Genomic DNA, 12,516 nt, shown 5'->3' on the forward strand with positions numbered 1-12,516 from the left:
CCCCGTACACACCCTCGCGTAGCACCGCCCGCCACCCGTACTGTCGACAGGTGTCCACGTACTCGTACTCGCCCTCGCCCGACTCCGGTCGCGAGTCCTACGAGCCCGTACCCGCACCTGTACCCGTACCCGCCCCCCGATCGTCCCGATTCCGTTCCGCCGGCCCCGGTGCCGACGGATCCGCTCCCGCCGACCCTGGTTCGGCAGCAGAGCCGGCCGGGCCGCCGAGCACCGTCCACTACGCGCCGCGGCGGCCGTTCTGGGAGAGCAAGGCCGTCCGCACCGGCGCGCTGTTCACGTCGCTCGCCGTGTGCGGCATCATCATCCTCGCGGTGGTGCGCGATCACATAGGCACCGAGAGCTTCCTCGTCGGCCTGGCGCTGGCGATCCTGCCGGTGCCGCTGCTGCTCGGCGCGTTCCTGTGGCTCGACCGGGTCGCGCCGAGCCCCTGGCAGAACGTGGTCTTCGCCTTCTCGTGGGGCGCGTGCGCGGCGACGCTGGTCGCGCTGTTCGCCAACGAGTACGGCGCCAAACTGCTCGCCACGACCTTCTCCGCGAGCCCCTCGCAGACCGACCGCTGGGGTGCCACGTTCGTCGCACCGCTGGTCGAGGAGACGGCGAAGGGCACCGCGATCCTGCTCCTGTACCTGTTCCGGCGGCGGCACTTCGAGAGCCTGGTGGACGGGATCGTGCTCAGCGGGCTGGTCGCGACCGGTTTCGCGTTCACCGAGAACATCCTCTACATCGGGTCGGCCTTCGGCGAGGACAAGGCGCTCGGCTCGTCCCTCCTCGGCTCCGCGACGGCGGCGACGTTCTTCGTACGGGTGCTGATGACGCCGTTCGCGCACCCGCTGTTCACATCGATGACCGGGATCGGCTTCGCGGTCGCCGCGCTCACCCCGCCGGGGCGGATCTGGCGCAAGCTGGCGCCGCTGTGCGGCTGGGGCACGGCGATGGTGCTGCACGGGGTGTGGAACACCTCCTCGCAGCTGTCGCCGGTCAGCTTTCTGACGGTGTACGTGGCCGTGATGCTGCCCGTGTTCGGGCTGGTCGTGTGGTTCGCGTTCTGGGCGCGGGCGCAGGTGCTGCGCACGATACGGACGACGCTGCCGGCCTACGCGGCGGCCGGCTGGCTGTCGCCCGCAGAACCGTTCGCCCTGGCCTCGATGCGCGCCCGGACGCTGGCCCGCACCATCGCCCGGCGCGGCTTCGGCGAGCCCGGGGCCCGCGCGGTCCGCGACTACACCGTCTTCGCCACCCACCTCGCCCTGCTCCGCGCGGCGGCCACCCGCGGCCTGTCCACCCCCGACTTCGCCGCCCGCGAGGCCGAACTCCTGCACCACCTGTGGCACCGCCGTTCCTGCGCCCAGCCCTCCCTGGCCGAATCCACCTGGACCCTCCGCCCACCCCCACCTCCCTGGCCCGCACGATGGCCCCCCTACCCACCCCACCAACACGCCCCACCGGGCGGCCGGCACCTGTAGGCGATCCAGCACCGGCCTCCGCCCGTACCCCCGGCGGCCGGCTGCACGAGGGCCTCCGGCGGAGGGGTGTCGGGGGTGGGGGTTAGCCTCGGGGTGGGCTTTCGGGTGGCGGGGGTCTTTGGGATGGAGGAGGACGGGATGGGTGGGATTCCCGCTGGTGCGGTGGCGGCCGGGGGTTTGATCGGCGGGTACGGGGTGGCGCGTTGGACCAGGCGGCGGGAGCTGGGCGGGGTGGCGCTTGCCGCGGCGGGGGCGGTGGCTGCGCGGGAGTGGCGGGAGCGGGCCGGGTCGCCGGCTGCCGTGGTGCTCACCGGGGCGTATGTGGCCGCGTTCGCCGGGTCGCACCCGCTCGCCAAGAAGGTCGGCTCCTGGCCGGCGGTCTTCGCCGTCGCCGGGGGGATGGCCGCGGCCTCGTGGGTGCTGGCCGGGCGCAAGTAGGGCTGCCTTGCGCGCTCGCGCGGGGTCCTCGGGGCGGAAAATCCGACGGCCCTGGCGTCGGGGGGACTTCGCCAGGGCCGTCGGGTTCCCGGGGGGACGGGAGTAACGGGGTGGTGCGGTGGGTCAGACGGTCACGTCGTGGGAACGCAGCCACGGCAGCGGGTCGGTGGGCGCGCCGCCGCCGGGGCGGACCTCCAGGTGGAGGTGCGGGCTCGGGACGTTGCCGGTGGCGCCGACCCGGCCGATCGTGTCGCCGGTGGTGACCTGTCCCGAGGTGACGACCATCGTCGACAGGTGGCAGTACCAGAGCTCGGTGCCGTCATCGAGAGTGAGCACGACGCGGTAGCCGTACGAGCCCGCCCAGCCGGCGGACGTCACCGTGCCGCCGTGGACGGCGTGCGCCGGGGTGCCGGTGGGGGCGTCGAAATCCTGGCCGGTGTGGCTGGTGGCCCAGGGCGAGTCGGACTCGCCGAAGCCCGCCGTGAGGGTGTAGGACGCGACCGGTTTGACGTAGGACGCGGCCAGTTGGGCCAGGCGTTCGGCCTCCGCCTTGGCTGCCGCGGCGGCCTCGGCCTTCGCCTTCTCCTCGGCGGCGGCCTTCGCCTGGGCGGCCTGCTCGCGCACCTTCTGGGCGGCGGCCTCGCGGGCTGACTGGTCGGCTGCGGCCTTCTCTGCGGCCTCGCGCTCGGCGCGCGCGACTGCCTCGCGCTGGCGGGCGACCTGGCCGAGTATCCGGGTGCGGAGCGCTTCGCCGGGCTCGACGGCCGTGGGGACTCCGGCGGGCGTGTCCGTGGTGGCGGCCGGGTCGGAGTCCGGGGCCGGGTCAGGGTCCGTACGGTCCTGGGCCGCATCCTGGCCGTCCGCCGCACCCCGCACAGGCTGTACGGGGGTGTCCGCGGCCGGGGTCGCGGCCTCGGGCAGCTCCTTGACGGCTGACAGCGCAACGGAGTTGGGGACGCCCGGCGACTCGGGCACGCCGACCGCGTCCGGTGCGTCCAGTACGTCGGGGCCGGGCGCCTCGCTCACGTCGCTCAGGTCCGGCGCGGCCAGCGGCGCCGGCGCGGACTCCGCGGCGACGGCCACACCTCCCGCCCCGACCGCGGCCATCGCCGCGACCCCGAGCACGGTCGTGCCACGGGCGAGATTGCGCTGCCGGGGCAACCGGTGCCTGCCGCGCAGATCGTCCAGGTAAGCGGCGGCGTCGGGCGTTTCGGACGCGGGGAACTCGTCCCAACCACCGGCTCCGGCGGACTCGGCCTCCGGAGCGGGTGGAGCGTAGGCAGGCTGGTTGGACGCCACGGCGGGCGCACTCCTTTCCTTCCTTCTCGCCTACCGGGTTAGCTGACGGGTTCGGAGCAGGAAGGTCTCCTACGGGCCTGAGTGCTGCCCGATTCACCCCATTGGACCCCTCCTGAGCCGTGGGTGACGGCGTACAGAAGGGCGGGTCCCCGGTTCCCGCGGACGGGATTCGGCAAGCGCACGGTGCCGCCTGTTCGGCGACGGTGACGACCGCGCTGCGTTATCGAACGTTAATAGAGCCGGAGGCGAATTCCAAGCCGAATCCAAGAGTTGACGGCGGGAACCAACCGGCCACATCAGTCGTAGTAGGGGTATAGCGGGCAAGTGGTGTGGCTGGGCGGTGACAGGAGCGTAAGTCAGTTGTTATCGGAGGGGGTTGAGATGGCTACCTTGAGTGAGTAGGTGGCGGTGGCGCGCCTTGTGGGCAAGGGGCGCGGGCGGCAGACGGGCCGGGTGCCAGCGGTCTGGACCTCTGCCAATTCGCGAAGCCCTTGGCAGGTCAGGGGGCCGGGTCGCACGATGAACGAGCCCCACGTTCTTGTCATGCACTCGCCCCACCGTGCTGACGCCTGCCCGCCCCACAGGGAGCCCCCATGCCCAGCTCCAGCCACTCCCCCGAATCCCGGTCCGCCGAGAGCTCCTCGCCCGGCTTCTCGGCCGAGTCCTCAGCCGACTCACCGGCCAACTCCTCCTCCGCCAGCCGCCGTTCGCTGCTGCGCGGCGGCCTGGCCCTCGGTGCCGCCGCCACCGCGGGCCTGGCCGGCGAGCTGTGGCCCGGCGGCAGGACCCGTGCCTCGGCCGCCACCCGCACGGCCCGGCCGGCCGCCGGCACCGTCGACTACCCGTCGGCCACCTGGGCCCCGGCCAGCACCGCCAACTACACCGTGGCCAACCGGCCTTCGACCTATCCGATCAACCTGGTGGTGATCCATGTGACCCAGGAGACGTTCAGCGACACGATCAAGCTCTTCCAGGACCCGGCGCACGCCGCCACCTCGCACTACGTCGTCAGGTCCGCGGACGGCGCGATCGACCAGTGCGTGCGCGAGCACGATGTGGCCTGGCACGCGGGCAACTGGGACTACAACACGCGCAGCATCGGCATCGAGCACGAGGGCTGGGTGGACCAGCCCTCGTACTTCACCGCGGCGATGTACCACGCGTCGGCCGCGCTGACCGCCGAGATCTGCGACAAGTACGGGATACCCAAGGACCGGCAGCACATCATCGGGCATGTCGAGGTGCCCGGCACCGACCACACCGACCCCGGGCCGAACTGGGACTGGGTGCGGTACATCCGGCTGGTCAACGGCGGCTGACCGGCGACGCGCTCGGGGTGGCCGGCGAGCGGCCGCCTGGCACGGGCGCCGGCCGCCTGCCCGGGCGCGCGGCGGGCTGCCCGGATGCGCGGCGCCCTGCCCCGGGTGCGGCCGGAGCCGGCCTGCCCTCGGCGCCGAGCCGCCGGCTCAGTTCGCGTTGCCGGAACGCAGCCGCACATGCCGCTCGCGGGCCAGCTCAAGGAGGACGGACCGCAGGGCGTCGCGGGTCCGGCCGCGGGTCTTGATGGCGTGGCAGTTGGGGCAGAGGGCGATCATCTGGCTGGGGTGGTCCCGGCCGCCCAGGCCCAGCTCCACGACGTGGTCCACCTCGAGGATGGCCGCGCCGGCGGTGGTGACGTCGGCGGGCTGGCCGGTGCAGGTCGGGTTCTCGCAAGCGCCGTCGCTCCGCTTGAGCACGGCTTTGCGGGCCGCGGCCAGCCGTATGGGGTCGCTGCCGGTGGCGTCACGGCGCGGGGCCTCGCCGGCCTGGCGCCGTTCCCGCTCCCGGCGTTCGGCCATCCGGCACAGCCGGTCGTACTCGGCGGCCCGGGCGCGCATGGCCGCGGCTTCCTCGGCGGCGGCCGAGAGGGCGGCGGGGTCCGCAGGGACGGGTGGCGTCGCGGCCGGCTGATCGGCCGCGCCGCCGGTCCCGGCCTCGCCCCCGGTCCCATCCCCGGCACCATCCCCGGGCCCGGCCGGCGGTGGCGCGTCGTCGGCGACCCCCTCGTCGTAGAGGCCGACCTCGGTGAGCAGTTCGCGGTGGTCGAGCCCGTCGAAGTACGTCTCCAGCAGGGTGCACAGGACGGCGAGGCGGGTCTCGCCCGAGCGCCGCAGCAGGTCGTGGTAGGGGTCGGCGAGGCCGCCGGTGGGCTGGTTGGCGGCGAACCAGCGCCGTAGTTCGGCGTCGCCGTGCGCGCTGGGGACGGCGCCCTCGTGATCGCGCAACTCCCACAGGCCCGCCCGGTGCAGGGCGGCGATCGGGTAGTCGGGCCGGGGGCGTTCGTTCCGCTGCCCGTGCCGGGCCAGCAGGCCGCCGACCGCCTCCTGCGTCTCGTCCCACGGCAGCAGCCGCCGCGCCCCGTGCCGGGCCCGCCCGATGGCCCACAGCAAGGTGATCGGCTGGTAGAGCGCGGGCCCGCGCCCGGACGCCCGGTTCACCGTCAACCCGGCTATGCGGGCGAGCAGTTCCTCGGCGCCGTCCGAATCCGCCGGCCCACCCGAGACCACCGTGTAGTCGAGGCGGCGCAGCAGCGCGGCGACCGTGGCGTCGCCCCCCACGAACTCCTTCGCCGTCAACCGCTCCCGCCCCGGCAGATAGCCGTGCGCGACACCGACGATGGCCTTGGAGTCGTACAGCCTGCCGCCGTACGACAGCAGGTAGCGCTGAGCCCGCCGGAACCCGTAGTCGCGCAGGAACTGAGCGCGCCCGAGCCGGTCGCACTCCGCCACCGCCTCGTCCACCTCAAGCCTCGTGATGTCTCTCAGCGCCATGTTTGGAACGATATCCCGCACCACTGACACCCCTCCCCCCACTGGCCCCGACCAGGCAAGCCCCCGAAGCGCGCGGGGAACTGCCCGCCCAGCCCCAGCGCACCCGCACCCCACCGACCCGCCCCCGGGGCCGCACCCGAACCACGCGCCCCACCCCCCATGGTGGGGTTTTCTGTAGTGCGGAAACCGGATCCTGGCAGCATGTTCCCGCCCCCGCGATCTCCGTAGCGTCGAAGCATGACGTCGGAGGACCACAAGCACCAGGGAGAGGTCGCGGAGATGATGACGTACGGCGTGGCAGAGGAAAGGCCGGTACGCGGCGGAGCCGGGGAAGCGTTGCGGCTGGCGTCGGTGACGAAGGTGTACGAGGGCGTGTCGAGCCCGGTGACGGCGCTGGACGGGGTGTCGCTCGTGCTGGAGTCCGGCACCTTCACCTCGGTGATGGGGCCGTCCGGCTCCGGCAAGAGCACGCTGCTCCAGTGCGCGGCCGGGCTCGACCGGCCGACCGGGGGGCAGGTCTTCGTCGGCGGCGACGAGCTGCCGGGCGGGGACGAGGCGGCGGTGACCAGGTTCCGGCGGACGCGCGTCGGTTTCGTGTTCCAGCAGTACAACCTGATTCCCTACCTGACGGTGACGCAGAACGTCCGGCTGCCGCAGCAGCTCGCCGGCCGGCGCGGCAGCCGCGAGGAGCGCAGGGAGCGGGCCGCGATCCTGGACCGGCTCGGCATCGCCGACCTGGCCGACCGGCGGCCCGCGGAACTGTCCGGCGGCCAGCAGCAGCGCGTGGCGATCGCCCGGGCGCTGGCCGCCAGGCCCGCCGTGCTGTTCGCCGACGAGCCGACCGGCGCGCTCGACACCGCCGGCGGGCGGCAGGTGCTGGAGCTGCTGCGCGAGAGCGTCGAGCGGTTCGGCCAGACGGTGGTGATGGTGACGCACGACCCGGTGGCCGCGGCGTACGCGGACACGGTGCTGTTCCTGGCCGACGGTTCGCTGGTGGACCGGCTGCCGAACCCGACGGCGGAGGAGGTGGCCGGCCGGATGGCCCGCCTGGACGACCTCGCCGCCCGCCGCGGCCGGCGCACCCCCGCCCCCGCGGACACCCAGGCCGCGACCGCGGACACCCAAGCCCCGACCGCGGGCACCCAGGCCGCGACCGCGAGCACCCAAGCCCCCACCTACCCGCGCCCCATGACCGTGAAGGGAGCCTGACATGGCCACCGGACTGGCGATCGCCTCCGTAAGGCACCGCCGCGGCGGCTTCGTCGCGAGCTTCGTGTCCGTCTTCCTCGGCGCGGCCATCGTGATGGCCTTCGCCTCGATGCTCGACACCGCCGGCGGCCCGGGAGTGGCCGACAGCGACAAGAACGTACTGACGATCATGGCCTCGGTGATCGGCGGCTGGGGCGCCATCATCGTGGCCTTCTCGGTCGGCACCATCCTGGCGGTGGCGGCCCGGCAGCGGGCCGCCGAGCTGGCGCTGCTGCGCAGCGTCGGCGCCACCCCGGGCCAGGTGACCCGGCTGATCATGGCCGAGACGGCGGTGGTCGGCGTGCTGGCCGCGCTGCTCGCCGTCCCGGCCGGCTTCGGCGGCGGCTACGGGCTGCTGCACATCCTGCAGGCCACCGGCCAGGTCGGCGACGGCGTCGGCTACCGGTTCGGCGGCTCCGCGCTGGGCACCGGCGTGGTCGGCACGCTGGTCGCCGCGCTGATCGCCACCTGGGTGACGGCGCGGCGCGCGGCCCGCCGCCGGGTGCAGGACGCGCTGCTCGACGCGGCCGACGGCGGCCGCACGATGGGCCGGGCCCGGCTGGTCGCCGGCCTGGTGCTGCTGGTCGGCGGGATCAGCTGCGGTGTGATGACCGCGACCGTGATGGACGGCAAGCAGTTGCAGACCCAGTCCGTCGCGGGCGAGGGCTGCGTCATGTCCTCGCTGGGCTTCGCCCTGCTGGCGCCGGTGATCCTGCGGGCGGCGAGCGCCGTGCTCGGTCCGCTGCTCGGCGGCACCGGGGCGTCGGCCCGGATGGGCGTGCTCGCGGTCCGGCAGCGGATCCAGCGGGCGGCCACCCCGATGATGCCGATCGTGATCTGCACCGCGATCTCCACCGGCACGCTGTACATGCAGGCCATCTGGAACAGCACCAGGACCACCATGACGGCCGACGACAAGAACACCGCGACGCTCAACTACGTGGTGGTCGGGGTGATCGCGGTGTTCGCCGCGGTGATGCTGGTCAACCTGCTGGTCTCGGAGACCACCAACCGGCGGCGGGAGTTCGCGCAGCTGCGGCTCACCGGGGCGACCCCCCGGCAGATCCTGCGGCAGGTCTTCGCGGAGAATGTGCTGATGCTGGTCACCGGGGTGCTGTTCGGATCGCTCGCCGGCCTGCTGTCGGTGGTGCCGTACAGCCTGGCCGTGACGGACAAGGCCGTGCCCGACACCTCGATCGGGATCTACCTGGCCGTGGTCGGCGGCGTGGCCGCCCTCACCGTCGGCGCGAGCCTGGCGGCGGCCCGCCGCACCACCCGCGGCCCGGCGATCACCGTCCTGCGGGGTGCGGCGGCATGACGCGGCACGGAGGGGGGCAGCGGATCCGGAACGGACTGAGGTCGCTGGTACGACGCCCGGACGGCAGCTGGAGCTGGGGCCGGCTGCTGGTCACGCAGGGCGTGGTGTCCCTCCTGGTCGCTCTGGACGTGGCCCTCGTCCGGCTCGCCTTCGGGCCCGACTACTTCTGGCCGCAGTGGGTGTGGTTCGGCCTCGCGCTCAACCTGGCGGCACAGTACGCCGTCTACTGGGGCCGCCGCCGGCCGCCCGGCCGGCGGCGGGGGCTGGCCATCCAGGCCGCGCTGAGCGTGGTGTACGTGGCGATGGACATCGGCGTCTGGCTGCTGTCCGGGCGCGGCTTCTTCTGGCCGGTGTTCACCATGCCGGTGGTGGCCGCCGCGCTCGCGGCCCACGCCTGGTGGCTGCAGCGGCTGCCGCCGGCCCGGGAGCGTGAACTCACCGACCGGGTCAAGGTGCTCAGCCGCACCCGCAGCGGCGTGCTCGACGTGCAGGCCGCCGAACTGCGGCGGATCGAGCGGGACCTGCACGACGGCGCGCAGGCCCGGATGGTGTCGCTGGCGATGAACCTGGGGCTGGCAAGCCAGTTGCTCGACCGCGACCCGGCCGCCGTCGCAGAACTGCTCGTCGAGGCCAGGGCCACCACGCTGTCGGCGCTGGGCGACCTGCGGACGGTGATGGAGGGCATCTCCCCGCCGGTGCTGGTGGACCGGGGTCTGGTCGGCGCGGTGCAGGCGCTCTCGCTCGACATGGCGCTGCCGGTCACCGTGACGGCGGACGTCCCGGGGCAGTTGGCGGCGCCGGTGGAGTCGGCGGTGTACTTCGCCGTCAACGAGTGCCTGGCCAACGTGATCAAGCACAGCCGTGCGCAACGGGCCTGGGTCGGCCTGAAGCACGCCGACGGTACCCTGACCGTCGTGGTCGGCGACGACGGGGTGGGCGGCGCCGACCTCGGCGCCGGAACCGGACTGCGCGGCCTCGTCCGCCGCCTTGAGGTCTTCGACGGTGCCGTCACGCTGCAGAGCCCGCCCGGCGGTCCCACCGAAGTGACCTTGGAGATACGTTGCGCGTTGTCGTCGCCGAAGACCTCGCCCTCCTCAGGGACGGCCTGACCCGGCTGCTGGTCGCCCATGACTTCGAGGTCGTCGCCGCGGTGGGCGACCCCGACGCCCTGGCCGCCGCTCTGGAGGACGAGCAGGTCGACCTGGCGATCGTGGACGTGCGGATGCCGCCGACCTACCGCAACGAGGGCCTGGTCGCGGCCATCGAGGCCCGCACCCGGCGCCCCGGACTGCCGGTGCTGGTGCTCAGCCAGTACGTGGAGCAGCTCTACGCACGGGAGTTGCTGAAGTCCGGCGAGGGCGCGATCGGCTACCTGCTCAAGGACCGGGTGGCCGACGTACCGAAGTTCATCGACACCGTCAGGGAGGTCGCCGGCGGTGCGACCGTACTCGATCCGAAGGTGGTGGCCGCGATGGTCTCACGCCTCGACGCGCACGAGCCGCTGACCCGGCTGACCCCGCGGGAGCGGGAGGTGCTGTCGCTGATGGCCCAGGGCCGCTCCAACGCCGGTATCGCCGCGGCGCTCGTCGTCACCGAGAACGCCGTGAGCAAGCACATCAACAACATCTTCACCAAGCTCGAACTGCCGACCGCCTCCGACGACAACCGCCGGGTGCTCGCGGTGCTCCAGTACCTGCGCGACCCGGCCGCCACCACGGAGCGGGCCCCGGGGCGCGAGTAGGTCCCGGGCGAGGGTAAGACCCGGGCGGGCGCGGAGGGCCCGAGCCCCGTTTCGGGGGCGGGGCCCGGGCCCCGTCAGGAGGCGGGGGGAGCGGTCACTTCCCCCCTTGCAGCTGCGGGTTGAGGGCGATCGACTTGAGCTCGTCGAGCGATATCCCGGGGTTGCCCTGGACCACCGAGCCGTCGGGCGCGTACTTGTCGGTCGCCCAGGTCGCGATGATCCGGCGGCCGTCGGGGTACAGGACGTCCACGACGGACTCCGGGGCCCCGGGGTCCCGGGACGAGTCCATGTACGCGTGGACCTTCGCGCCGTCGCTCATGGTGCTGACCTTGCAGACCGTCTCGCCGCGCTCGCAGACCATCAGCGGTGACACGTCCTTGTACATGCCCGACTGGGTCTGCACCGCGACCACCCCCTTGTCCGTGCCCTTGTCGTAGGTCGCCACGGCGTAGCCGTCGGAGACGCCCCAGTCGCTGAGCCTGCCGCCCTTGGACAGGGCGGAGGTGATCACGTCTCGGACCTCGGAACCGGACGCGAGCCCGGATGTCGGAGTCGACCCTGTGTGTCCCGGCCTCAGCGGCGGGGTGGGGAGCGCGTCGAACGCCCTCGTCCACACCTTGCTGCTGATGATCTCGGTGAGCTGGTCCTTGGACAGCACCATGTCGCTCGGACGGACGCTCGTCCCGCCGCTGCCGCCGGCGGACTCCGTGATCGAGATCTCCAGGCCGTCCTTGGTGACGAGGTCCACCGAGTACAGCCCCTGCGCCGCCGGGCGGCCCTTCACCGCGACCCTCTCGGTGACCATCAGCACAGACCCGTTCCGCAGTGTCCGCATCGTGCACTTGGCACCGAACTGGTTCGACTTCTGCTCGTCGAGGCATGCGCTGTAACCGAAGTACTGACCGGCCGAGAAGCGGGTGTTGTGCCGGGAGAGCGTGAGGTTGAGTCCGGACGTGCCTGTCAGCGTGGTGTAGTCGGCCTGCGCCCGGAGCGCTCCCCATTTCTGCATCGTGCCCATGCCACCGGTGTGGGTGGCCTTGCCGCTCTTGGGCAGCAGGCCGGTCAGGGTGGCCACCATCCACGCAGACGTCACCGGCGGCCCGGCCTTGTGGTAGGGCACGTTCGCATCCTGGCCGGGCACCGCCGGGCCGCCGACGACGGTGTGGGTGGGCGAGGCGCCACCGCCGCCGCCCAGCACTCCGGCGCCGAACAGCGCCCCGCCGGTGGCGACCACGGCCAGCGCCACGGCGGCGGCGCTCATCTGCACGGCCCGCACCTTGACCTGGCGCATCCCGCGGGCGGTGGCGCGCGACACCAGGTCGGGGGAAGGGGCGGGAAACTCCTCGGCCGCCTCCATCATCGCGCTGGGCAGGAGCTGGGCGAACTGCTCGTCAAGGGACATGCTGGATCTCCGTCCAGGAGTGGTGGGTACGAAACCGCGGCGGTCCACCGCGGGTGCCGCGGCCGCTGCGGGCTGCCGCGAGCCGTAGGGGTCGGGAGGACCGGGCGGACCGGGCCTACTTCGGCGTGATCTCCATGAACTGGCTGCCGAGCAGCGCCCGCAGCCGTTGCAGTGCCCGCAGGCACTGGGCCCGTACCGCCTCCGGTGTGGTGCCCAGGGTCAGCGCGGTCTCGTCGGCCGAGCGGTCCTCCCAGTAGCGCAGCACCAGCACCGCCCGGTCCCTGGGGGACATCCGGGCCAGCGCCTCCAGCAGCGTCAGCCGCAGCTCGGGGTCCTCGCTGCGGCCGGCCGGCTCCGGCAGGTTGTCGCTGGGGTACTCGTCGGAGCTGCGGCGGCGGCGCTGCGAGAGGAAGAGGTGCACCAGGACGGTGTTGGCGTAGGCGACCGGGGTGTCGGTCCGGTCTATCCGGCGCCAGGAGCGGTACATCTTCGCCAGCGTCTCCTGCACGAGGTCTTCGGCCAGGTGCCAGTCCCCGGTCAGCAGGCACGCGGTGCGGAACAGGTGTCTGCTGCGCGCGGCGGCGAACTCCAGGTAGTCCGCGGGTGCTTCGGCCACTGCGTGTCCTTCCGGTCCTTGCTCGTGGGCCCCTCGGCTCAGTCCTGTTCGACGTCACCGACCTTCGACTACTTACACGCGTGGGACCACGCTCGTGTGACGGCCCACCGGCCACGATTTCCCGGCGCCGCCAAGCTGCGGCCGTCACGGGTCTTTACGG

The 12,516-nt window shown here is 73.2% G+C and carries 11 protein-coding genes and 1 riboswitch; of the genes, 7 read left to right on the forward strand and 4 right to left on the reverse strand.

Going from position 1 to position 12,516, the window contains the following annotated elements:
* Positions 1-50: 50 nt before the first annotated feature.
* Together ACQPW6_RS16125 and ACQPW6_RS16130 are read left to right on the forward strand one after the other, a co-directional pair.
* On the forward strand, positions 51-1,484 hold the full coding sequence (locus ACQPW6_RS16125) for a PrsW family intramembrane metalloprotease (protein ID WP_433890332.1): 1,434 nt from the start codon (positions 51-53) through the stop codon (positions 1,482-1,484).
* 138 nt (positions 1,485-1,622) lie between these two features.
* On the forward strand, positions 1,623-1,922 hold the full coding sequence (locus ACQPW6_RS16130) for a hypothetical protein (protein ID WP_433890333.1): 300 nt from the start codon (positions 1,623-1,625) through the stop codon (positions 1,920-1,922).
* A 123-nt stretch (positions 1,923-2,045) separates the two neighbouring features.
* Here ACQPW6_RS16130 and ACQPW6_RS16135 read toward each other — a convergent pair whose 3' ends face one another.
* Entirely contained in the window at positions 2,046-3,221 is a 1,176-nt protein-coding gene (locus tag ACQPW6_RS16135) for a peptidoglycan DD-metalloendopeptidase family protein (protein ID WP_433890334.1), read from the reverse strand.
* A gap of 12 nt (positions 3,222-3,233) precedes the next feature.
* Positions 3,234-3,406, reverse strand: a riboswitch (cyclic di-AMP (ydaO/yuaA leader).
* A 408-nt stretch (positions 3,407-3,814) separates the two neighbouring features.
* On the opposite strand from ACQPW6_RS16135, the gene ACQPW6_RS16140 reads away from it, so the two are divergent.
* A complete protein-coding gene (locus ACQPW6_RS16140; RefSeq protein WP_433890335.1) occupies positions 3,815-4,540 on the forward strand; it encodes an N-acetylmuramoyl-L-alanine amidase in 726 nt (241 codons plus the stop codon).
* Between the two features lie 147 nt (positions 4,541-4,687).
* On the opposite strand, the gene ACQPW6_RS16145 is transcribed toward ACQPW6_RS16140, so the two are convergent.
* Positions 4,688-6,031, reverse strand: coding sequence for an HNH endonuclease signature motif containing protein (locus ACQPW6_RS16145; RefSeq protein WP_433890336.1), 1,344 nt, complete (start codon positions 6,029-6,031; stop codon positions 4,688-4,690).
* A gap of 279 nt (positions 6,032-6,310) precedes the next feature.
* Here ACQPW6_RS16145 and ACQPW6_RS16150 point away from each other — a divergent pair, with 279 nt between their 5' ends.
* Genes ACQPW6_RS16150 through ACQPW6_RS16165 form a run of 4 tightly spaced genes read left to right on the forward strand, consistent with a single transcriptional unit; the run spans position 6,311 to position 10,338 of the window.
* Entirely contained in the window at positions 6,311-7,240 is a 930-nt protein-coding gene (locus tag ACQPW6_RS16150; RefSeq protein ID WP_433894548.1) for an ABC transporter ATP-binding protein, read from the forward strand.
* Between the two features lies 1 nt (position 7,241).
* Complete coding sequence (locus ACQPW6_RS16155) at positions 7,242-8,597, forward strand: FtsX-like permease family protein (protein WP_433890337.1); 1,356 nt, start codon at positions 7,242-7,244, stop codon at positions 8,595-8,597.
* Positions 8,594-9,706 carry a sensor histidine kinase gene (locus ACQPW6_RS16160; RefSeq protein WP_433890338.1) on the forward strand — a complete coding sequence of 371 codons (1,113 nt, stop codon included), beginning with the start codon at positions 8,594-8,596 and terminating at the stop codon, positions 9,704-9,706. The genes ACQPW6_RS16155 and ACQPW6_RS16160 overlap by 4 nt, the downstream gene beginning before the upstream one ends.
* The gene (locus ACQPW6_RS16165; protein ID WP_433890339.1) at positions 9,658-10,338 is read left to right on the forward strand and encodes a LuxR C-terminal-related transcriptional regulator; all 681 of its coding nucleotides are present in this window, start codon (positions 9,658-9,660) and stop codon (positions 10,336-10,338) included. The genes ACQPW6_RS16160 and ACQPW6_RS16165 overlap by 49 nt, the downstream gene beginning before the upstream one ends.
* 94 nt (positions 10,339-10,432) lie before the next feature.
* Here ACQPW6_RS16165 and ACQPW6_RS16170 read toward each other — a convergent pair whose 3' ends face one another.
* Complete coding sequence (locus tag ACQPW6_RS16170) at positions 10,433-11,740, reverse strand: hypothetical protein (RefSeq protein ID WP_433890340.1); 1,308 nt, start codon at positions 11,738-11,740, stop codon at positions 10,433-10,435.
* 115 nt (positions 11,741-11,855) lie between these two features.
* Entirely contained in the window at positions 11,856-12,356 is a 501-nt protein-coding gene (locus ACQPW6_RS16175) for a SigE family RNA polymerase sigma factor (RefSeq protein WP_433890341.1), read from the reverse strand.
* Positions 12,357-12,516: the final 160 nt, after the last annotated feature.

The organism is Streptomyces sp. CA-111067 (assembly GCF_050956065.1).
In the GTDB taxonomy this organism is placed as follows: domain Bacteria; phylum Actinomycetota; class Actinomycetes; order Streptomycetales; family Streptomycetaceae; genus Actinacidiphila.